The organism is Agromyces chromiiresistens (assembly GCF_029167465.1).
Taxonomy (GTDB): Bacteria; Actinomycetota; Actinomycetes; order Actinomycetales; family Microbacteriaceae; genus Agromyces; species Agromyces chromiiresistens.
Map to the genome: position 1 here is coordinate 161,252 of NZ_JARFNL010000006.1, position 20,891 is coordinate 182,142.

Annotated in this window: 17 protein-coding genes; 6 read left to right on the forward strand and 11 right to left on the reverse strand. The window is 71.2% G+C overall.

All coding sequences use genetic code 11. The annotated features are described in order from the left end of the window. The 11 genes from PX701_RS16015 to PX701_RS16065 all read right to left on the reverse strand — a co-directional run bounded on the left by PX701_RS16015 (nt 1) and on the right by PX701_RS16065 (nt 14,252). Nucleotides 1–1,650: an FAD-binding dehydrogenase gene (locus PX701_RS16015; RefSeq protein ID WP_231432317.1), complete on the reverse strand. Its 1,650-nt coding sequence runs from the start codon at nt 1,648–1,650 to the stop codon at nt 1–3. A 47-nt stretch (nt 1,651–1,697) separates the two neighbouring features. Next, nucleotides 1,698–2,084 (reverse strand): globin, encoded by a 387-nt coding sequence (locus tag PX701_RS16020; RefSeq protein WP_275506881.1) that lies wholly within the window; start codon nt 2,082–2,084, stop codon nt 1,698–1,700. Further along, the gene (locus PX701_RS16025; RefSeq protein WP_231430821.1) at nt 2,081–3,196 is read right to left on the reverse strand and encodes a mechanosensitive ion channel family protein; all 1,116 of its coding nucleotides are present in this window, start codon (nt 3,194–3,196) and stop codon (nt 2,081–2,083) included. The genes PX701_RS16020 and PX701_RS16025 overlap by 4 nt, the downstream gene beginning before the upstream one ends. A gap of 11 nt (nt 3,197–3,207) precedes the next feature. Continuing rightward, nucleotides 3,208–5,778, reverse strand: a complete 2,571-nt coding sequence (gene pepN / locus PX701_RS16030; protein ID WP_275506882.1) for an aminopeptidase N — start codon at nt 5,776–5,778, stop codon at nt 3,208–3,210. Between the two features lie 53 nt (nt 5,779–5,831). Next, nucleotides 5,832–6,545 (reverse strand): response regulator transcription factor, encoded by a 714-nt coding sequence (locus PX701_RS16035; protein WP_275506883.1) that lies wholly within the window; start codon nt 6,543–6,545, stop codon nt 5,832–5,834. Beyond that, nucleotides 6,542–7,942 carry a sensor histidine kinase gene (locus PX701_RS16040; RefSeq protein WP_275506884.1) on the reverse strand — a complete coding sequence of 467 codons (1,401 nt, stop codon included), beginning with the start codon at nt 7,940–7,942 and terminating at the stop codon, nt 6,542–6,544. The genes PX701_RS16035 and PX701_RS16040 overlap by 4 nt, the downstream gene beginning before the upstream one ends. 10 nt (nt 7,943–7,952) lie before the next feature. Then, nucleotides 7,953–8,801, reverse strand: coding sequence for an ABC transporter permease (locus PX701_RS16045; protein WP_231430825.1), 849 nt, complete (start codon nt 8,799–8,801; stop codon nt 7,953–7,955). Beyond that, nucleotides 8,798–9,709 (reverse strand): ABC transporter ATP-binding protein, encoded by a 912-nt coding sequence (locus PX701_RS16050; RefSeq protein ID WP_275506885.1) that lies wholly within the window; start codon nt 9,707–9,709, stop codon nt 8,798–8,800. Before PX701_RS16050 ends, PX701_RS16045 begins: the two co-directional genes overlap by 4 nt. Nucleotides 9,710–9,826: 117 nt before the next feature. Beyond that, complete coding sequence (pepN, locus tag PX701_RS16055; protein ID WP_275506886.1) at nt 9,827–12,397, reverse strand: aminopeptidase N; 2,571 nt, start codon at nt 12,395–12,397, stop codon at nt 9,827–9,829. 180 nt (nt 12,398–12,577) lie between these two features. Next, complete coding sequence (locus PX701_RS16060) at nt 12,578–13,843, reverse strand: RNA polymerase sigma factor (protein ID WP_275506965.1); 1,266 nt, start codon at nt 13,841–13,843, stop codon at nt 12,578–12,580. A 55-nt stretch (nt 13,844–13,898) separates the two neighbouring features. Next, nucleotides 13,899–14,252 (reverse strand): YciI family protein, encoded by a 354-nt coding sequence (locus tag PX701_RS16065; RefSeq protein ID WP_231430828.1) that lies wholly within the window; start codon nt 14,250–14,252, stop codon nt 13,899–13,901. Between the two features lie 185 nt (nt 14,253–14,437). Between PX701_RS16065 and PX701_RS16070 the strand changes: the two genes are divergently transcribed. From PX701_RS16070 to PX701_RS16095, 6 genes are all read left to right on the forward strand, one after another. Next, entirely contained in the window at nt 14,438–15,142 is a 705-nt protein-coding gene (locus tag PX701_RS16070; RefSeq protein WP_275506887.1) for a DUF998 domain-containing protein, read from the forward strand. 78 nt (nt 15,143–15,220) lie between these two features. Further along, nucleotides 15,221–16,213, forward strand: coding sequence for a DUF2332 domain-containing protein (locus tag PX701_RS16075; RefSeq protein WP_275506888.1), 993 nt, complete (start codon nt 15,221–15,223; stop codon nt 16,211–16,213). 9 nt (nt 16,214–16,222) lie between these two features. Next, nucleotides 16,223–16,738: a ribose-5-phosphate isomerase gene (locus tag PX701_RS16080; protein WP_275506889.1), complete on the forward strand. Its 516-nt coding sequence runs from the start codon at nt 16,223–16,225 to the stop codon at nt 16,736–16,738. Nucleotides 16,739–16,742: 4 nt separating this feature from the next. Next, on the forward strand, nt 16,743–17,747 hold the full coding sequence (locus tag PX701_RS16085) for an Fpg/Nei family DNA glycosylase (protein ID WP_231430832.1): 1,005 nt from the start codon (nt 16,743–16,745) through the stop codon (nt 17,745–17,747). Between the two features lie 81 nt (nt 17,748–17,828). Further along, nucleotides 17,829–19,385 (forward strand): multicopper oxidase family protein, encoded by a 1,557-nt coding sequence (locus PX701_RS16090; RefSeq protein WP_275506890.1) that lies wholly within the window; start codon nt 17,829–17,831, stop codon nt 19,383–19,385. Next, entirely contained in the window at nt 19,375–20,772 is a 1,398-nt protein-coding gene (locus PX701_RS16095; protein ID WP_275506891.1) for a sensor histidine kinase, read from the forward strand. Before PX701_RS16090 ends, PX701_RS16095 begins: the two co-directional genes overlap by 11 nt. The last annotated feature ends 119 nt before the right edge of the window (nt 20,773–20,891 follow it).

Genomic DNA, 20,891 nt, shown 5'->3' on the forward strand with positions numbered 1-20,891 from the left:
TCAGCCCCGAGCGATCGCCCGCCCCGCCGAGCGACCGGTGAAGAGGCATCCGCCCAGGAACGTGCCCTCGAGCGCGCGGTAGCCGTGCACGCCGCCGCCGCCGAAACCGGCGGCCTCGCCGACCGCGTAGAGTCCGGGCACGGGAGCGCCGTCCGCGCCGAGGGCGCGCGAGTCGAGGTCGGTCTGGATGCCGCCGAGGCTCTTCCTGGTGAGGATGTGCAGCTTCACCGCGATGAGCGGCCCGGCCTCCGGATCGAGGATGCGGTGCGGCGTCGCCACCCGGATCAGCTTGTCGCCGCGGTACCTGCGCGCGCCGCGGACGGCGATGAGCTGCAGGTCCTTGGAGAACTCGTTGTCGACCTCGCGGTCGCGCGCGACGATCTCGCGCTCGATGTTCGCCGTGTCGAGTTCGACGTCGGGGGAGAGGGCGCGCATGCCGTCGAACAATTCGTCGAGCGTGTCGGCGACGACGAAGTCGGCGCCGTGCTGCTTGAAGGCCTCGACGGGGGCGGGCGCGCCCGCGCGAACGCGCTGGGCGAGGAGCTTCAGGTCCTTGCCGGTGAGGTCAGGGTTCTGCTCGCTGCCCGAGAGCGCGAACTCCTTCTCGATGATCTTCTGCGTCAGCACGAACCACGAGTGGGCGTGCCCGGTCGCGGCGAGGTGCTCGAGCGTGCCGAGCGTGTCGAAGCCGGGGAAGAGCGGTACCGGCAGCCGGCGTCCCTCTGCGTCGAACCAGAGGGACGACGGACCCGGCAGGATGCGGATGCCGTGCAGCGGCCACACGGGGTCCCAGTTGGTGATGCCCTCGGTGTAGTGCCACATGCGGTCGCCGTTGACGAGCCGCGCCCCCGACGCCTCGGCGATGCCGAGCATGCGTCCGTCGACGTGCGCGGGCACGCCCGAGAGCAGGTCGACGGGCGGCTCGCCCATCCGCTCGGGCCACGCGGCGCGCACGAGGTCGTGGTTGCCGCCGATGCCCCCCGATGCGACGACGACGGCGGGGGCGCGCAGTTCGAACTCCCCGACCTCGTCACGGTTGGATGCCTCGCCCCGGGCCGCCTCGTCGGGCGCGAGCACGGCGCCGCGGACTCCGACGACGGCGCCCGACTCGACGATGAGCTCGTCGACCCGATGGCGGTGCCGGAACTCGACGAGTCCGGCCGCCTCGCCCGCCTTCACCCGGGCGATGAACGGCGCCAGCACGCCGGGGCCGGTGCCCCAGGTGATGTGGAAGCGGGGCACCGAGTTGCCGTGGCCGTACGCGGCGCCCGCGCCGCGCTCGGCCCAGCCCACGACGGGGAAGAAGCGGACGCCCTTCTCGTGCAGCCAGGCCCGCTTCTCGCCGGCCGCGAACTCGAGGTAGGCGTCGGCCCACCGACGGCCCCACTCGTCCTCCTCGCGGTCGAATCCCGCCGTGCCGAGCCAGTCCTGGCGGGCGAGGTCGATGGAGTCCTTCACCCCCATGCGCCGTTGCTCGGGGGAGTCGATGAGGAAGAGGCCGCCGAACGACCAGTGGGCCTGGCCGCCGAGGCTCGCCTCGGGCTCCTGGTCGACGATCACGACCCTGCGGCCGGCGTCGACGAGCTCGGATGCCGCGACGAGGCCGGAGAGGCCTGCGCCGACGACGATCGCATCGGGGTTGGGGGTGATTGCCACAGTGACTCCTTCGTCGCTTCGGGTGGGTGGCGGTGGGTCGATCAGTCGTCGAACGTGTTCACCATCGCGAACGCGGCCCGCTGCAGATAGTCCCACAGCGTCTCCTCGGCGAGCGGGGGGAGCTCGAGCGAGTCGACGGCCGTGCGCATGTGGGCGAGCCAGCGGTCGCGGGCGTCGGGGTTGACCTTGAACGGCATGTGGCGCATTCGCAGCCGCGGGTGACCGCGCTCGTCACCGTAGGTCGTCGGGCCGCCCCAGTACTGCTCGAGGAAGAGCTGCAGGCGCCGTGCGGCGGGCCCGAGGTCCTCCTCGGGATACATGGGGCGCAGCACCGGGTCGTCGGCGACGCCGCGGTAGAACTCGGCCACGAGCTTCTCGAACGTCGCGCTGCCGCCCACCTGGTCGTAGAACGACTGCAACTCGGTCATGCAGTGCCTCCGGTCGGCGGGGTGGGCGGTTTCGTCCGCGGGACGCGGGGAGCCTGGTTCTTCGGCTTCTTCCCGCTCGGCACGCTCGCGTCGGCGACGACGGCATTGGGCGCCGTGCGCGGGGGCTTCGCGCCTTTGACCCGGGTCGCCCCCTCGAAGCCGGTCGGCACGACGCTCGTGAGGCTCGGCAGCTTGACGCCCATCTCGTCGAGGGCGCGCTTCAGGCGCATGCGCAGTTCGCGTGCGACGTCGTCCTTCGCCGACGAGCGCACCTTCATGACGACGCGGATGACGAGCGCGTCGGCCGAGATCGACTCGAGGCCCCAGACCTCGGGCTTCTCCATGATGCGGCTGCGCCACTTGCTCGAATGGGCCATCTCGGTCGCCGCTCGCAGCAGTTCCGCCTCGACGGCGTCGACGTCGGCGTCGTAGGGCACCGCGAGGTCGATGATCACGCGTGCCCAGCCCTGCGACATGTTGCCGACGCGCAGGATCTCGCCGTTGCGCACGAACCAGAGGGTGCCGTTGACGTCGCGGACGGTCGTGATGCGGATGCGCACCTCTTCGACGATCCCGGTCGCAGGGCCGAGGTCGACGATGTCGCCGACGCCGAGCTGGTCCTCGACGACCATGAAGAGGCCGTTGAGTGCGTCCTTCACGATGTTCTGCGCACCGAAGCCGAGGCCGGCGCCGACCGCGGCGGTCAGCAGCGCGAAGGAGCTGAGGATCGCCGAGTTGATGGTGTTGACGATCAGCAGCACGACGACGACGAACAGGGTCACGTTGACGATGTTCGTGAGCACCGTGCCCAGGGTGCGGGTTCGCTGCACGAGCCGCACGGTCGCGAGCGGCGACGCCTGCAGGGCCTGGGTGTCGGTGACGTCCTGCTTCTTCTTGACGCCGGAGACGATCTGCTTGACGACGCGCTCGATCACGAAGTGCAGCACCCAGCGGATGAGCAGGGCGATCGCGATGATGAAGACGATCGAGATGAGCTTGCCGAGGATCTCGTCCCAGTGGGTCGCCCACCAGGTGCCGAGACCGGTCCAGTAGTCGACGTCGACCGGGTTGCCTTCGTCGCCGGTGGTGCGGAAGATCTCGAACCCGAACATGGTGTGCAAGTCTACTGAGCCCCGCCCGAGAGCTCGCTGGCATCGCGGGCGCGCGCGGCGAGCGCGCGGTCGAGTTCGGCGAGGTGCTCCGTGACCGCGCGATGCATCGATGCGGGCTCGGGGTGGCGGGCCAGCCACGTGCGGGTGAGCTCGGCGAGCTCGGCGTCGATGAGCGGGGTCGGGAACAACCGCTTCGACAGGATCGACGCCATGTTGTAGCTGCGGTCGGCCCACACTCCGGGAAGCGCGGCGAAGTACTCGTGCACGACCGTCGCGAGCAGCTCGGGGGAGTTCGTGCGGCGCCAGCCGTCGGCGATCGCCCGGGCGACGTCGTTGGAGAGGCCCTCGTCGGTCATCGCGCGCCGCCACGCGGCGTCCTTGACGGCTTGGTCGGGGCGGGCCGCCCGCGCGGTTTCCGCGAGCTGGCGACCTTTCGCGGTGTCGTCGGCCGCGAGCGCCGCGGCGATCTCGTCGTCGTCGCCCGCTCCGAGCGCCGATCGTGCGATGACGAGCTCCCAGCGGAGGTCGAGGTCGATCGCGAGCCCGTCGAGGGCGATCGAGCCCTCGAGCAGGCTCCCGAGGACGTCGCCGTGCGCGTCGGTCGACGCGAGGCCGGTGAAGGCCTTGACGAACTGCAGCTGCGCGTCGGAGCCCGCCGGTGCGAGTTCGGCGAGGGCCCAGATGGCGTCGCCAGCCTCGGAGGCGAGGCGCTCGCGGTGCTCGTCGGCCAGGTAGCGCGACACGGCGTGGTCGAGCCTGGAGAGCGCGAGCGAACGTGCCGAGGACTGCGTCTCGTGCCCGATCGACGCGAGCACGAGACGCACGAAGGCGGCTGCGGGCAGTTCCGCGTCGCGCACCGCATCCCAGGCGGAACCGAGCACGACGGCGCGGGCGACCGGGTCGGCGAGCTCGGCGAGGTGGTGCACCGCCGTGTCGAACGATCGTTCGTCGAGCCGCACCTTCGCGTAGGTCAGGTCGTCGTCGTTCACGAGCAGGAGGTCGGGCCGCGCTCTACCGATGAGCTCGGGCACCTCGGTCCGCGCGCCGTCGACGTCCAGTTCGGCGCGGAAGACCCGGTCGAGCCGGGAATCGTCGAGCTCGTAGCCGCCGAGCGCGACCCGGTGCGGGCGCAGCGTCGGATGCGACGAGGCCGCGGTCTGCACGATCGCCGCGGACGTGATGGTGCCCGAGGCGTCCGTCTCGATCTCGGCGCGCAGGGTGTTCACGCCGGCCGTCTCGAGCCACAGCTCCGACCAGCGTGTGAGCTCGCGCCCGCTCGCGGCCTCGAGCTCGTCGAGCAGGTCGCGCAGGGTCGCGTTGCCGCCCGAGTGCTTCGCGAGATAGGCGCCGACGCCGCGCTTGAACGCATCGAGGCCCACCCAGGCGACGAGCTGCTTCAGCACCGAGGCGCCCTTGTCGTAGGTGATCGCGTCGAAGTTGACCTCGACGTCCTCGAGGTCGCCGATCTCCGCGACGATCGGGTGCGTCGAGGGCAGCTGGTCCTGCTCGGCGGCGTGCGTCTTCTCGTCGTTCGCGAACGTCGACCAGACGCCCGTGAACTCGGTGACCTGCGACGTCGCGAGCGTCGACGCCCACGTCGCGAACGACTCGTTGAGCCAGAGGTCGTTCCACCACTTCATGGTCACCGAGTTGCCGAACCACATGTGACTGAGCTCGTGCAGCACCACGATGGCGCGCTGCTCGCGGCGAGCATCGGAGACGCGCGAGCGGAAGAGGTAGCCCTCGTTGAACGTCACGGCACCGACGTTCTCCATCGCGCCCCAGTTGTACTCGGGCACGAAGATCTGGTCGTACTTGCCGTACGGGTACGGCACGCCGAACGCCTGCTCGTAGAAGCCCAGGCCCGCCTGCACGGTCGAGAACATCATCTCGGGGTCGGCGTACTGGGCGAGCGACGCACGCGTGAAGAGGCCGAGCGGCACGTCGCGGCCGTCGACGCTCGTGGCGCTGCCGCGCCAGCTCGCGTAGGGGCCTGCGATGATCGCGATGATGTAGCTCGAGATGACGGGGCCGGTCTCGAAGGCCCACGTCGCGACCGCGGATGCCGCGGGGCCGGCGACCGGCTCGGGGGAGGGCGCGTTCGACAGCACTGTCCAGTGCGCCGGTGCCGTGATCGTGAAGCGCACGCCCGCCCTGAGATCGGGCTGGTCGAACACGGCGTAGACGCGATTCGCCTCGGCGACGGCGAACTCGGTGTAGAGGTACGTCTCGTCGTCGACGGGGTCGACGAAGCGGTGCAGGCCCTCGCCGGAATTCGTGTAGCGTGCGTCGGCGACGACGCGCAGCTCGTTCTCAACCTCGAGCTCGTCGAGACGGATGCGGGTGCCGTCGCTCACCGTGGCGGGGTCGAGGACCCGCCCGTTGAGCACGACCTCGTGCACCCGGTCGGTGCAGGCCTCGATGAAGGTCGAGGCCCCGGCCACCCCGGTGAACCGTGCCGTCGTCTCGCTGCGGAACGTCGCGCCGTCGCCCGTGAGGTCGAGCACGACCTCGTAGCTCGGGGAGCCGACGATCGCCGCCCGCTCCTCGGCTTCGGTGCGGGTGAGGTTGGCAGCAGGCATGGACGATCCCTTCGTAGCGATGGCGCCAAGCCAGCCTAGCGATGCACGTGGCGTCAGCCGTGCGCGTCGAGGAGGCCGGATTCGTACGCGAGGATGACGAGCTGCACCCGGTCTCTGGCACCGGTCTTCTGCAGCACTCGCCCGACGTGGGTCTTCACGGTCGACTCCGAGAGGAAGAACCGCTCGGAGAGCTCGGTGTTGTTGAGCCCCTCGGCGATCCCGACGAGGATCTCCCGCTCGCGCGCGGTGAGCGCGTCGAGCGGACCGGCCGGCGAGGCGCCGTCGGGGCGTGCCGGCTCCGTCGGCAGCTCGGCTGCGAAGAGCTCGAGCATGCGCCGGGTCACCCGCGGCGACAGCGTCGCCTCGCCCTCGTGCACCGTACGGATCGCGGCGACGAGTTCATTCGGCCGCACATCCTTCAGCAGGAAGCCGCTCGCCCCCGCCCGGATCGCGGCGAACGCGTACTCGTCGAGATCGAATGTCGTGAGCACGATGACGCGGGTCCCGGGATGGCTCGCCGTCACCTCGGCGGTGGCGGTGATGCCGTCGACGCCGGGCATCCGCACGTCCATCAGCAGCACGTCGATCTCGGTCGCGTCGGCGAGCTCGACCGCGGCGCGGCCGTCGCCGGCCTCGCCGACCACGTCGATGCCGGGCTCCGCGTCGAGCACCAGCCGGAATCCGGTCCGGACGAGCGCCTGGTCGTCGACGAGGGCGACGCGCACCGGCGCCGTCGGGGCGGCGGTCTGCGGTGATGCGTCGGTCATTCGGCGTCCTCGTTCGGGATCGTCGGGCGGTCGTGGGAGTCGGCGGAGCCGGGCCGTTCCGGGACTCCGGGGAAGCCCCGGCCATCGGTGGGCTCGGACGCGTCGTCACCGCGGTGAGGGGCCGAGGCATCCGTGGCCGGTCTGGGGTGGAGCGTCGCCCGCAGTCGCCAGCCTCGTCCATCCCGCGGGCCGGCCTCGAGCGAGCCGCCGTAGAGGGCGACGCGCTCGCGGAGGCCGGCGAGACCGCGACCGGCTCCGCGAGTGGACGGCATGGCATCGGTGGTCTCGGCGGGTGCGTCGTCGTCGACGACGACTTCGACGGCTCCCGGGGCGTATTCGATGCGGACGTCGACGTGGTGCGCCCGCTCGCCGTGGCGCAGCGCGTTCGTGAGCCCCTCCTGCACGATGCGGTAGATCGCCAGTCCGAGCGCGGGGTCGGGGGCGGGCGCGCCGATCGTCGTGAGGCCCACGGGGAGCCCCGCGTCACGGAACCCGTCGACGAGCTCGGGGATCGCGGCGAGCCCCGGCTGCGGCGCCCGTTCGGCCGGCTCGGTGCCCGGCTCGGCGAGCACACCGAGCATCCGCCGCATCTCGCCGAGCGCATCCCGGCCGGTCTCGGCCACGCTCCGCATGACGTCGGCAGCCCGTTCAGGGTCGCGTGCGACGGTCGCGGCCGCACCGTCGGCGAGGGTCACCATGACGGTGAGCCCGTGCGAGACGATGTCGTGCAGCTCGCGGGCGATGCGGGCGCGCTCGGCGGCCGCTGCGAGCTGTGCCTGCTGGTCGCGCTCGCGCGCGAGGTCGTGGGCGCGGGCGATCAACGCCTCGAGGTAGCGCCGCCGGTTGCCGGTGGTGACGCCGATGAGCGTCGCGATCAGCAGTATCACGGTGTACTGCGACGATGCGGCGACCGGTCCGCCGGGAAACACCGCCGAGGTCCACGCCTCGACGTACGAGCTGGCGACGGCCACGAGCACCGAGGCGCCGAAGCCGATCCACGCCGATCTCGTCGATCGGTAGACGCCGAGACCGTAGAGCGCGAACAGCATGGGGAAGATGTCGCTCTGGCCGAAGGGCGAGACGATGATGCAGACGAGCCAGGCGACGCCCATCACGAGCCATGGCCTGGTTCGGCGGAACAGCAGCAGCGCGGCGCCGCCCAGTGCGATGCCGACCAGTTGCAGCACCGTCGACCAGAGCGGCGGCTCGGGGTCGTCGCTCGCCATCACGATCGCGGCGATGAACGTCGGGACGACGTACACCGCCGTGATCAGCGAGTCGGTCAGTCGTGGATGCCTCGCCCAGAACTGCCTGATCACTCCGGGCGGCTTCGGCAGACGGAGTTCTCCCCCGACCGCCGAAGCCGGGCGGCCGGGGGAGAACGGTGCTTCCGTCATAGGCAGGACTCTACGCGTCCCTGCGCTTCAGGAGCACCGAGGCGCCGGCGATGGAGACCCCCACCCACGCCAGCACGACCAGGAGGCTCTGCCAGGCGTTCGGGCCCACGATCGCCGAGTCCTCGGCGCCGATCGCCATGAACATCGTCATGCCCGACGACGACAGCAGGTACGGGATGGCGTCGTGCGCCCAGTCGGCCGGGATGAGCTGCAGCACCGTCGGCAGCAGCAGCAGCAGGCCGAGCACGGCGGCGATGCCACCTGCGCTCGACCGGATGATCGTGCCGACCCCGAGGGCGAACACCGCGACGAGCGCGAGGTACAGGGCGCCGCCGGCGAGCGTGAGGAGCGTGTCGGCGTCGAGCAGTTCGAGGTCGGTGCCGAACACGATCGTCGCGGTCAGGTATGCGCCCAGGTTGGCGAGCATGCCGATGACGAACGTCGCCACGAACAGCACGACGCCCTTCGCGGCGAGGGCGGGCAGGCGCTGCGGCACGGCCGTGAGCGTCGAGCGGATCATGCCGGTCGTGTACTCGCCGCTGATGACGAGCACGCCGAGCACGCCGACGACGAGCTGGCCGAAGTAGACGCCGAAGGTCGAGGCCTGCATCACGAGCTCGTGCTGCTGCTCCACGGGAGCGCCGTCGATGTCCATGCCGCCGCCCATGCCGTTCACCATGCTGAGCGACATGAGCAGCGCCATGCCGAGCGAGATCGCGATCACGATGAGGTACGACCAGACGGTCGAGCGCAGGCTCCGCAGCTTGATCCATTCGGACGAGAGCACGCCGCCGAACGTGAGGCGGGTCGAGCGCGCGCCCTGCGCTGGGTGCGTCGCGGTCGGGGTGATCGTGGTCATCGGACGGCCTCCGTACGGTATTCGACGGCGTCGGCGGTGAGGGCCATGTAGGCCTCCTCCAGCGACGCGTTCTGCGGGGTGAGTTCGTGGATGGCGAGGCCGTGCGCGGCGGCGAGGTCGCCGATCCCGGCCGCCTCGACGCCCGTGACCTCGAGCACGCCGGCTTCGGATCGGAGCACGGCGACCTCGGGCGCTGCGAGCAGGTCGGCGAGCTGCGACGCGTGCGGCGATCGCACGCGGACGCGGGGACGCGTGCCTCCGGCCACGATCTCGTCGACGGGCGCGTCGGCGATGATCTCACCGCGGCCGAGCACGATCAGGTGATCGGCGGTCTGCGCCATCTCGCTCATGAGGTGCGACGAGAGGAAGACGGTGCGGCCTTCGCCGGCGAGGTGGCGGACGAACTGGCGCACCCAGAGCACGCCCTCGGGGTCGAGCCCGTTGACCGGCTCGTCGAGGATGAGGGTCGAGGGGTCGCCGAGCATGGCCGCGGCGATGCCCAGTCGCTGGCCCATGCCGAGCGAGAAGCCGCCGACGCGCTTGCGGGCGACCGACTCGAGGCCGGTGAGCTCGATGACCTCGCGCACGCGGCGCTTGCCGATGCCGTGGGTCGCCGCCATCGCGAGCAGGTGGTTCTCGGCTGTGCGGCCGGTGTGCACGGCCTTCGCGTCGAGGAGCGCACCGACCTCGTGGAGGGGTGCGCGGTGCGCGGCGTACGGCTTGCCCCCGACGGTGACGGTGCCGGCGCTCGGGCGGTCGAGGCCGACGATCATGCGCATCGTGGTCGACTTGCCGGCGCCGTTCGGACCGAGGAATCCTGTGACCTGGCCGGGCCGCACGGTGAACGTGATGTCGTTGACGGCCGTCTTCTGGCCGTAGCGCTTGGTGAGCGCGGTTGCGGTGATCATGCCTTCGACGCTACGGATGCGACCGCCTCCGGCGCATCGGCCGCGGGAATGGTTCGGGGCGGCGGCGGGTGGTACCGGGGTACCACTCGCCGCCGCCCCGGTGAGGCCGCGGTGCGACTACTGCGCGTCGCGCGCCTGCGCGGCGAGCGCGCGCTCGACACCGGCGACGTTCTCGATCACGAGACGGCGCAGGGCCGGCGCGGCATCGGTGTTCTGGTCGAGCCAGGCGTGGCTCGCGTCGACGAGCTCGCGGTTCGCGAGCGTGGCGGGGTAGAGCAGCTCGACGAGCTTCTCGGCGATCGCGTAGCTGCGGGCCTTCCAGACCTCGCCGATCATGCCGAAGTAGCGCTCGATGAAGGGCGAGAGCAGCGACTGTTCGTCGGCGCGCACGAAGCCGGCGGCGGTCGTGCGGACGACCGAGTTCGTCGCGGTGTCGGCGACGACGATCGAGTCCCACGCGCGCTGCTTGCCCACGGCGGTCGGCATCGCCGCACGGGCGTGCGCCGCCGACTCCTGGCCCGTCGCGGTCTTGTCGGTGGCGAGGCGGGCGTCGATCTCGGCATCGCCGGCGCGGCCCGCGGCGACGAGCGCGATGAGCAGCTCCCAGCCGAGGTCTGTGTCGATGTCGAGCCCGTCGAGCGAGATCGAGCCGTCGAAGAGACCGGCGAGGGCGTCGACCTGGGTGCCGGCCTCGGCGATCGCGGCGAACGACTTCACGAACTGGAACTGCGCGTCGCTGCCGGCCTCGGCTTGCTGTGCGAGCTGCCAGAACCCGTCGGCGAGCGTGCGGCGCGCGTCGGCGCGGTGCTCGGGTGCGACGTACGAGCTCGCGGCGAGCTGCGCGTTCGCGAGGATGATGCGCAGCGTCGTCGACTCGGTCTCGCTCGCGATGTTGCCGAGCACGAGGTCGAGGTAGTCGCTCGCGCTCGTCTCGGCGTCGCGCGTCGCGTCCCAGACGCTCGACCAGACCAGCGCGCGGGCGAGCGGGTCCTCGATCTTCGAGAGGTTCGCGATCGCGACCTTCTGCGATGCCTCGTCGAGGCGGATCTTCGCGTAGGCGAGGTCGTCGTCGTTGAGGAGCACGAGGTCGGGGCGAGCGAGACCCGAGAGCTCGGCGACCACGGTGCGCTCGCCGTCGACGTCGAGCTCGACGCGGTGCTCGCGCACCAGCTTGCCGTCCTTCAGGTTGTAGAAGCCGATCGCGAGGCGGTGCGGTCGGATGGTCGGGTAGTCGGGGTGCGCCGACTGCAGCACCGTGAACGACGTGATCGCGCCCGAGTCATCCGTCTCGATCTCGGGGCGCAGCGTGTTGACGCCCGCCGTCTCGAGCCACAGCTTCGACCAGCCCGACAGGTCGCGGCCCGAGGCGACCTCGAGCTCGGCGAGCAGGTCGGCGAGGGTCGTGTTGCCCCACGCGTGCTTCTTGAAGTACGCCGAGACGCCAGTGAAGAACGCGTCGATGCCGACCCAGGCGGCGAGCTGCTTCAGCACCGAGCCGCCCTTGGCGTACGTGATGCCGTCGAAGTTCACGAGCACGTCTTCGAGGTCGCGGATCTCGGCGACGATCGGGTGGGTCGAGGGCAGCTGGTCCTGGCGGTACGCCCAGCTCTTCTCCATCGAGTTGAACGTCGTCCACGCGTGGTGCCACTCGGTCGCCTCGGCGGTCGCGATCGTCGAGGCCCACTCGGCGAACGACTCGTTGAGCCACAGGTCGTTCCACCACTTCATCGTGACGAGGTCGCCGAACCACATGTGCGCGAGCTCGTGCAGGATCGTGACGACCCGGCGCTCCTTGATGGCATCGGTCACCTTGGAACGGAAGACGTAGACCTCGGTGAAGGTGACGCACCCGGCGTTCTCCATCGCGCCCGCGTTGTACTCGGGCACGAAGAGCTGGTCGTACTTCGTGAAGGGATAGGGCACGTCGAACTTCTGCTCGAAGTACTCGAAGCCCTGCTTCGTCTTCTCGAAGATGTAGTCGGCGTCGAGGTACTGCGACAGGCTCTTGCGGCTGAACACGCCGAGCGGGATGACGCGGCCGTCGCGCGAGATGAGCTCGTCGCGCACGACGTCGTAGGGGCCGGCGACGAGCGCCGTGATGTAGCTCGAGATGCGATGGGTGGGCTCGAACGACCACGTCGCCGTCGAGACGTCGTCGGCGCGGCGGCCCGACGGGTGCAGCTCGGGCTCGGGCGTCGGCATGTTCGAGACGACCTGCCAGTGCGACGGGGCCGTGACGGTGAACGTGAATGCGGCCTTCAGGTCGGGCTGCTCGAACACGGCGAACATGCGGCGCGAGTCGGGCACCTCGAACTGGGTGTAGAGGTACACCTCGCCGTCGGCGGGGTCGACGAAGCGGTGCAGGCCCTCGCCGGTGTTCATGTATCGCCCGTCGGCCTCGACGACGAGCACGTTCTGCGCTTGGAGGTTCGGCAGCTGGATGCGCACGCCGTCGCTCACCTCGGCCGGGTCGAGCTCGACCCCGTTGAGGGTGACCGAGTGCACGGTCGCGGTGATCGCGTCGATGAACGTCGAGGCGCCGGGCGTGGCCGCGTCGAACCGCACGGTCGTGGTGGTCTTGAAGACCTCGGGGCCGACGGTGACGTCGAGCACGACGTCGTAGTCGTGCACCGTGACGAGCGCGGCGCGCTCCTCGGCTTCGAGTCGGGTGAGGTTCTCTCCGGGCACGTGCGCTCCTTCGCAAGTATCGACGCGGCTCGTGGCCGCAGGCAACGCGTCCCAGCCTAGCCCTCGGGCCGTCGGTGGAGTAGCCGGATGATCGGCACGGTCGCCTCAACCGCGCACCATCGACACGACCACTGCGCCGAAGGCCGGGAGGGCGACCGGCGACGGGCGCCGCCGATCACCTCATCGATCGGACGGCGGCCGCCGCGCCGCTTCCGCCCGATGCAGCAGCAGTCGCCGCTCCCGTTCGTTCGCCGTCATCGCGGCGGCCCGGTCGAACTCGGCGGCAGCCTCGGCGCCGCGGCCCTGCTGCTCGAGGAGGTCGCCGCGCACGCTCGGCACGAGGTGGTAGCCGCGCAGCGCCTGCAGCTCGGCCAGCTGGTCGAGCAGTGCGAGCCCGGCCGCCGGTCCGTGGGCACGGGCGAGCGCGACGGCCCGGTTGAGCTCGGCGACGGGGGAGCCCGTGCGCCGGCCGAGCTGCTCGTAGAGGTCGGCGATGCGCGCCCAGTCGGTGTCGGCGACCGAGGCCGCACGTGCGTGCTCGGCGGCGATCTCCGCCTGCAGCGCGTACTGCCCGGGCCCCTCGCCGGCCACGGCGAGCGACTCCGCCCGCGCGAGGGCCTCGATGCCGCGGCGGATGCGCGAGGCATCCCATCGCCTGCGATCCTGAACGTCGAGCAGCACCGGTTCGCCGTCGGTGCCGATGCGCGCGGCGAGCCGCGACGACTGGAGCTCCATGAGCGCCGAGAGCCCGTGCACCTCGGGATCCTCGGGCACGATCGCCGTGAGGATGCGCCCCAGCCGTACGGACTCGTCGCAGAGCGCCGGGCGGACCCAGTCGTCGCCCTCGGTCGCCGAGTAGCCCTCGTTGAAGAGGAGGTACACGACACGGAGCACGGTCTCGAGCCGTGCCGCGCGCTCGTCGCCGCTCGGCTCCTCGATCGCCGCCCCGGTGTCGGCGAGCGTGCGCTTCGCCCGTGAGACGCGCTGCGCGATCGTCGATTCGGTCGTGAGGAAGGCCCGCGCGATCTCTCTGGTCGTCAACCCGGCGACGAGCTTCAGCGTGAGCGTCGTCTGCGCCTCCTGCGTGAGTGAGGGGTGGCAGCAGATGAACATCAGCCGCAGCACGTCGTCCTCGACGTGGTCGATGCCCGCAGCCGGGTCGTCGTCGATCGTCTGCTCGAGCTCGCGCGCGAGCGCGGCCGCCGTCTCGTCGTTCCGTGCGCGACGCCGGAACGCGTCGACCGCCCGCCGCTTGGCCGTGGTCATGAGCCACGCGCCCGGGTTGTCGGGGATCCCCGACGCCGGCCACTGCGAGAGTGCCGCGATGACCGCGTCCTGCGCGACGTCCTCCGCGAGGCCGACGTCGCGCACGATGCGAACGAGCGCGGCGATGATGCGCGCCGACTCGAGCCGCCAGACCGCCTCGATCGCGGCGCGCGTGGTCATCTCGCTCACGGGTGCATGAGACCACGCGCGCCACGCGGCCGCAACCGCCGGGGCGTCAGAACTCTGCGATCTGCCGGATCTCGACGCTGCCGACGAATCCCGGCCAGAAGTCCTTGTGGATCTGCATGAGCCGTCGGCCGAGCTCGAGCGCCTCCTCTCGGGTGCCGACCTCGATCACGGCGTAGCCGCCGACGAGCTCCTTCGCCTCGGTGAACGGACCGTCGACGGCCTTGATGTCGCCGTCGGCCAGCGAGATGATCGCGCCGGTCTCGCTGGGCAGCAGTCCCCGGCTGTCGAGCAGCACGCCGTTCGCGCGGCCCCAGCGGTCGTATTCGGCCATCGCCTCGTAGACGGCCGGCGGTGTCTCGCCGTTCGACTCGCTCGACTTCATCATGCACAGGTAACGCATCGGATTCCTCCTCGATGAGGCCCGCCTGGGTGGCGTGCCTTCACGATAGCGTCGGCGGTTCCGGCCGGTTCTCGACACGGTCGCGAGAAATTCTGCGAATCGATGTCGAGATCGGATGCCTCGCGGCGACGCCATGGTGAACGACCCGGTCGATCGACCGGGTCACGACCGGAAGGAGCATCACCATGGATACCCGCATCGACCGCTCGAGCGCCGAACCGGGCGAGACTGCCGACCGACGACGTGCCGCCCGTGCCGGCGACCCCGCGACGCGCGGTCTCGTCGCCGCAGGGGTCGTCGCCGGACCGCTCTTCGTCGTGGTGGGCGTCGCGCAGGTCCTCACCCGCGAGGGATTCGATCTGGCCCGGCACCCGCTCAGCCTGCTCTCGCTCGGCGACCTCGGCTGGGTGCAGATCGCGAACTTCGTCATCGCGGGCGTGCTCATGCTCGCGTTCGCCGCGGGCGCTCGCCGGAGCCTCGGCGACGGGCCCGGACGCATCGCGGCCCCGGTGCTGTTCGCGCTCTACGGAGTCGGGCTCGTGCTCGGCGGGGCGTTCACCGCCGACCCGGCGCTCGGTTTCCCGGTCGGCGCGCCCGCCGGCATGCCGACCGAGCTGACCCTGCACGGGTGGCTGCACGCGTTCGCGGCGCCGCTCGCGTTCCTCGCGCTCGTCGCCGCGACGTGGGTCGTCGCCCGCCGACTCGCCTGGGAGGGGCATCGCGCTGCGGCGGCCTGGTCGCGGGTGATCGGCGTCGCCTGCCTCGTGCTCTGCGTCCCGTTCGGGCCCGGCATGAGCGTGCGGCTCCTCCTCGGCGTCGCCCTCGGATTCGCCTGGATCGCTGCGTACGCGATCTCGCTGCTCCGGCCGCCGATGACCGAGGACGTGTGAGGGAGCGCTCCGGCGACGGGATGCCGCAGCTCCCGCCGAGGCATCCCCGTCGCCGCGCCGCAGGCGTAGCCTGACCCCATGCGCACCACCGTCGACAACGACGCCCCGACCGCCGAGCGCTACCGCGCGTTCGCCGAGGTCGAGGCCCGCGGGATGTCGGAGACGTACGATGCATGGGCGCTCGGCGTCGCCGACGACCCGGCGACGATCGCGCTCATCGACGAGCTTCCGCCGGCGAAGCGCCAGCCGAACCTCGTGTTCTCGGCCGCGCGATTCCACGGTTCGGAACCGGCGCCGTACGACGACTTCAGGCGGTGGCTGGCGGCGCACTGGCCCGAGGTGCGCGAGACCGCCGAGACCCACGCCACCCAGACCAACGAAGCCGGCCGCTGCGCACTGCACGTTCCCGCGCTCGCCGAGATCCCGGGCCCGCTCGCGCTCCTCGAGGTCGGCGCCTCGGCGGGCCTCTGCCTGTACCCCGACCGGTACAGCTACCGATACCCGGGCCACGGGCGACTCGACCCGGCCGACGGCACGAGCCGCGTCATCCTCGACTGCGAGACGCGCGGCACCGAACCGGTGCCCGTACCCGCCAGCCTGCCCGAGGTCGCCTGGCGCGCCGGCATCGATCTCAATCCGCTCGACGTCACGGACCCCGACGACCTCGCCTGGCTCGACGCGCTCATCTGGCCCGAGCACGAGGACCGCCGCGAGCGGCTGCGCGCCGCGGCGACGATCGTCGCCGCCGATCCGCCGCGCCTCGAAGCGGGCGACCTCAACGAGCGGCTCGCCGCGCTCGCCGCGGAGGCGCCCGCCGAGGCGACCCTCGTCGTCCTCCACACCGCCGTCATCGCCTACCTCGACGAGGCCGCGCGCGCCCGGTTCGTCGAGACGGTGCGCGAGCTGCCGGGTCACTGGCTCTCGGTCGAGGGGCGATCGATCGTGCCGGGCATCCGCGTCCGCGACGACGTGCCCAACGATTCGACCGACTTCGTGCTCGCGCTCGACGGGGTGCAGCGGGCGTGGGCGCAGCCGCACGGGCGCGCCGTCACGTGGGTGCCGAATCCCTAGAATTGCTGCATGCGCATCCACATCGCGACCGACCACGCCGGCCTCGAATTCAGCCGGACCCTCCAGGCCCACCTGTCGAACGGCGGTCACGAGGTGATCGACCACGGCCCGGTCGAGTACGACGCGCTCGACGACTACCCGGCGTTCTGCATCAATGCCGCGCTCGGCGTCGCGCGCGACCAGGCCGCCGGCGTGAAGGCCCTCGGCGTCGTTTTCGGCGGCTCGGGCAACGGCGAGCAGATCGCCGCGAACAAGGTGAAGGGCATCCGCGCCGCCCTCGTCTGGAGCATGGACACCGCGATCCTCGCCCGGGAGCACAACGACGCCAACGTCATCTCGATCGGTGCGCGCCAGCACACCGTCGAAGAGGCGATCCGCTACATCGATGCGTTCATCGCCGAGCCGTTCTCGGGCGACGAGCGCCACGTGCGCCGCATCGCGCAGCTCGCAGAGTACGAGACGACGGGCGACATCGCAGGCAAGGGCGTGGACGTCGAGCCGCGCGCCGAGGCGCCGGCGGAGTAGCAGGGTGCCCGAAGGCCACTCGGTCCACCGCATCACCCGGCAGTTCGAGCGCAACTTCGTCGGCCACGTCGTGCACGCCTCGAGCCCGCAGGGCCGGTTCGCCGTCGGCGCCGCCGAGCTCGACGGCCGACGCATGATCGATGCGCGCGCCGTGGGGAAGCAGATGTTCCTCGGATTCGAGGGCGACGTCTGGCTGCGCGTGCACCTCGGCATGTACGGTGCCTGGGACTTCGCGGGCGACATCCTCATGGATGCCACGATCGCATCGGCGAACGGGCGCATGGGGCAGACGAACCAGCGCGGCACGTTCCTCGACGCGCCCAACCCCGACGCCGTCGTCTTCGACTCGGCCGGAGAGAACTCGCTCACCTCGATCGGGGCGCCCCGCACGACGCGGCTGCGCATGTCGGAATCCGAGAAGGAGGGCAACGGCCTCGAGACGTTCCCGCCCGAACCGATCGGGCAGGTGCGGGTTCGGCTGCTCACCGACACGATCTGCGCCGACCTCCGCGGGCCGACCGCGTGCGAGGTGCTCGACCCCGCCCAGGTCGAGGCGATCGTCGCGAAGCTCGGCCCCGACCCGCTGCTCGATCCAGGCGCCGTCGCCGAGGAGCGCTTCACGAGCGTCGTCCGCAAGAAGCCGACGCCCATCGGGCTGCTGCTCATGGATCAGAACGTCGTCGCCGGCATCGGCAACGTCTACCGCGCCGAGCTGCTGTTCCGGGCGCGCCTCAATCCGCACACGCCGGGCAAGCAGGTGCCCGAGGAGCTCGTGCGCGAGCTCTGGCGCGATTGGTCGAAACTCTTGCGCATCGGCGTCGAGACCGGCCAGATGATGACGATGGACGACCTCGACCCCGAGGCGTACCGCGCCGCCATGGCGAGCCGCGAAGACCGGCACTGGGTGTACAAGCGCGAAGGCCTGCCGTGTCGGGTCTGCGGCACGCACATCGTGCTCGAAGAGATGGGCGCCCGCAAGCTCTACTGGTGCCCGTCCTGCCAGGCGTGACGGCACGGTGGGGATAACCCCCGCCGCGATCCGGGCGCACGCCGGCTGTGCTGGCTGCGCGCCGCTCGCGAGGCTGGAGGCATGCTTCAGACACGTCTCCGCAGGCCGCGCGCCGCAATCGGCAGCGCCATCGCCGCCATCGCCGCCGGCGGCCTCGTCGCCGTCGCCTTCGCCGGTTGCGGCCTCGTCACCCCCGCTCCGGTCTCCACGATCGGGAAGGTCGACTTCGACCGCCCGCTCGTGATCCCGCCGCTCGTCGAATCGACGGTCGACGCCGACGGAACCCGCGTCTTCTCCCTCGAGGCGCAGGCCGGCGCGACCGAGTTCGAGCCGGGCGAACCGAGCGACACGTGGGGGTTCAACGGCAGCTACCTCGGCCCGACGCTCGTCGCCGACCGCGGCGAGCACGTGCGCGTCGAGGTGACGAACTCGCTCGACGAACCGACGACCGTGCACTGGCACGGCATGCACCTGCCGCCCGAGATGGACGGCGGTCCCCACCAGATGGTCGAACCGGGCGCCTCGTGGTCGCCCGAGTGGGACATCGACCAGCAGGCGGCGACCCTCTGGTACCACCCCCACCCGCACGGCGAGACCGAGGACCACGTCGCACGCGGACTCGCCGGCATGTTCATCCTCCATGACGAGCACGAGCGCTCGCTCGGGCTGCCGGGCGAGTACGGCGTCGACGACATCCCGGTCATCGTGCAGGACACGGGGTTCTCGGCCGAGGGCGAGCAGGAATCGAGGCAGCGCACCTACGCGGGCGGGCTCGGCGACGAACTCATCGTGAACGGCACGCGCAGTCCCTACCTCGAGGTGACCGACGAGCTCGTTCGGCTGCGGCTGCTCAACGCCTCGACGGCGCGCACCTACGCGTTCACCTGGAGCGACGCCCGCCCCGTCCAGCTCATCGCGACCGACGGCGGCCTGCTCGAGACATCCGTCGAGCTCGACCAGGTGCGCCTGTCGCCCGGCGAGCGCGCCGAGGTCCTGCTGCGGGTCACGCCCGGCCAGCGCGTGGTGCTGCAATCGAGGATGACGCCCGAGGTCGCCGGCCTCGTCGGGCCGGTCGCGGCGACGAACGGCGGCAGCGACGCGTTCGACGTCCTCGAGGTGCGCGCTGGGGACGCGCTCGAGCCGGCGCCAGCGGTGCCGGCGCAGCTCAACACGATCGACGACATCGACGAGACCGAGGTCGCGACGACCCGACGTTTCGAACTCAGCGACAGCTTCGAGATCAACGGCGAGGCGATGGACATGGGGCGCATCGACGAGACCGTCACGGTCGACACGCTCGAACGATGGGTGGTCGAGAACGCGACGCAGGTGCCCCACAGCTTCCACGTGCACGACGTGCAGTTCCGCATCGCCTCGATCGGCGGCGAGGCGCCGCCGCCCGAGCTCTCGGGCTGGAAGGACACGATCTTCACCGAGCCCGAGACCGAGTACGAGCTGCTGATGCGGTTCGAGGACTACACCGACACCGACACGCCGTACATGTACCACTGCCACCTGCTGTGGCATGAGGACCAGGGGATGATGGGGCAGTTCGCCGTCGTCGAACCAGGTCAGTCCGCGACCCTCGATCCCACCGGGTCTGCCACGATGACGGGAGGAACCCACCATGAGCACTGAGGCGATGAGCACCGAGGCGATGACCACGAACACCACGACCGATGCCGCGCCGCGGCGCCGCGGCTACTGGGCGCTGTGGGCGACCGTGCCCAGGGAGTTCGCCTTCCTCATCCTGACGATGCCGATCGCGATCACGGCGCTCGTGCTGCTGTCGACGACCTTCTTCACGGGGCTCGGCCTGATCTTCCTCGTCTTCGGCATCTTCATCGTGGTCGCCTCGATGTTCATGGCGCGCGGCTTCGGCACGCTCGAGATGGTACGGCTGCGCTGGGCCGGTCGCCGCGAGGTCGCCCGCCCCGCCTGGGAGCGGGGCGATCGCGACCAGGGCTTCTGGCGCACGATGTTCGCGCCCTTCATCGACGGGCACTACTGGCTGTACCTGCTGCACGGGCTCGTCGTGAACCCGATCGTCAGCATCGTCTCGTGGAGCCTGACCGTCGCCTGGACCTCGGTCGCGCTCGCCGGCACGACGGGCTGGATCTGGCAGCGCTACATCCCCGACGGTCGCGCCGACGACGACTTCTGGCTGTTCGACACCGTGCTCGACTTCCTGTTCCCGGGCAACACGTGGCAGTTCGACCCGCGGGTCGGCGAGACCGTCTTCGAGCTCATCCTCGGCGTGATCTTCCTCGCGACGCTGCCCTACGTCTTCCGCGGGCTCACGCTCCTGCACGACGTGGTCGCGCGCGGAATGCTCGGGGCATGGCGGTCCGAGGCCCTCGAGCGCGAGGTCGCGCAGCTGGCTGCTTCGCGCGGCGCCGCCGTGCAGGCCGAGGACGCCTCGCTGCGACGTCTCGAGCGGGACATCCACGACGGGCCGCAGCAACGGCTCGTGCGCCTGCAGATGGACCTCGCGGCCATCGAGCGCAAGCTCGACCGTGATCCCGAGTCGGCGCGCGAACTGCTCGGCGAGGCGCGCGACCAGGCGCGGGAGACGCTCGACGAACTCCGTGCGCTCTCACGCGGTTTCGCCCCGCCGATCCTGCAGGACCGGGGGCTCGCCGTCGGCCTCGAATCGCTCGCCGCGCGCAGCCCCGTGCCGGTCGCGGTCCAGATCACGCTGCCCGAGGATGCCTCGCTGCCGGCCCCGATCGAACGCAACGTCTACTTCGTGGCCGCCGAACTCCTGACCAACGCGGCGAAGCACACCGAGGCGACGAGCGTGCGGCTCGCCGTCTCGACGCGCGACACCGGCGCCACGGGGCACTGGGTCGACGTCTGGGTGACCGACAACGGCCGGGGCGGCGCATCGACGGTGCCCGGGCACGGACTCGCCGGACTCGCCGAGCGGGTCAACGGTCTGCGCGGACTGTTCGTGGTCGACAGCCCCGCCGGCGGCCCGACGACGATCGGCGCGCACATCCCGTACAGCCCGCTGGTCGGGTAGCCGCGAGCCGCGCCGGCGGTCGAGCGACGACGGCACCGGGGCGTTCGAGCGGCGACGGAGGGGCAAGACCCCGCCCCGGCGCACGCCCGCCCCGGGTCGTCCGCCCCCGATAATGTGGG

Bases quoted from the DNA above. Each gene is read 5' to 3' on its own strand.
- PX701_RS16090 (WP_275506890.1), top strand. From the start codon at position 17,829: ATGCTTCAGACACGTCTCCGCAGGCCGCGCGCCGCAATCGGCAGCGCC.
- PX701_RS16070 (WP_275506887.1), top strand. From the start codon at position 14,438: ATGGATACCCGCATCGACCGCTCGAGCGCCGAACCGGGCGAGACTGCC.
- PX701_RS16050 (WP_275506885.1), bottom strand. From the start codon at position 9,709: ATGATCACCGCAACCGCGCTCACCAAGCGCTACGGCCAGAAGACGGCC.
- PX701_RS16065 (WP_231430828.1), bottom strand. From the start codon at position 14,252: ATGCGTTACCTGTGCATGATGAAGTCGAGCGAGTCGAACGGCGAGACA.
- pepN (WP_275506882.1), bottom strand. From the start codon at position 5,778: ATGCCTGCTGCCAACCTCACCCGCACCGAAGCCGAGGAGCGGGCGGCG.
- PX701_RS16045 (WP_231430825.1), bottom strand. From the start codon at position 8,801: ATGACCACGATCACCCCGACCGCGACGCACCCAGCGCAGGGCGCGCGC.
- PX701_RS16025 (WP_231430821.1), bottom strand. From the start codon at position 3,196: ATGTTCGGGTTCGAGATCTTCCGCACCACCGGCGACGAAGGCAACCCG.
- PX701_RS16075 (WP_275506888.1), top strand. From the start codon at position 15,221: ATGCGCACCACCGTCGACAACGACGCCCCGACCGCCGAGCGCTACCGC.
- PX701_RS16020 (WP_275506881.1), bottom strand. From the start codon at position 2,084: ATGACCGAGTTGCAGTCGTTCTACGACCAGGTGGGCGGCAGCGCGACG.
- PX701_RS16095 (WP_275506891.1), top strand. From the start codon at position 19,375: ATGAGCACTGAGGCGATGAGCACCGAGGCGATGACCACGAACACCACG.
- PX701_RS16080 (WP_275506889.1), top strand. From the start codon at position 16,223: ATGCGCATCCACATCGCGACCGACCACGCCGGCCTCGAATTCAGCCGG.
- PX701_RS16035 (WP_275506883.1), bottom strand. From the start codon at position 6,545: ATGACCGACGCATCACCGCAGACCGCCGCCCCGACGGCGCCGGTGCGC.
- PX701_RS16040 (WP_275506884.1), bottom strand. From the start codon at position 7,942: ATGACGGAAGCACCGTTCTCCCCCGGCCGCCCGGCTTCGGCGGTCGGG.
- PX701_RS16060 (WP_275506965.1), bottom strand. From the start codon at position 13,843: ATGACCACGCGCGCCGCGATCGAGGCGGTCTGGCGGCTCGAGTCGGCG.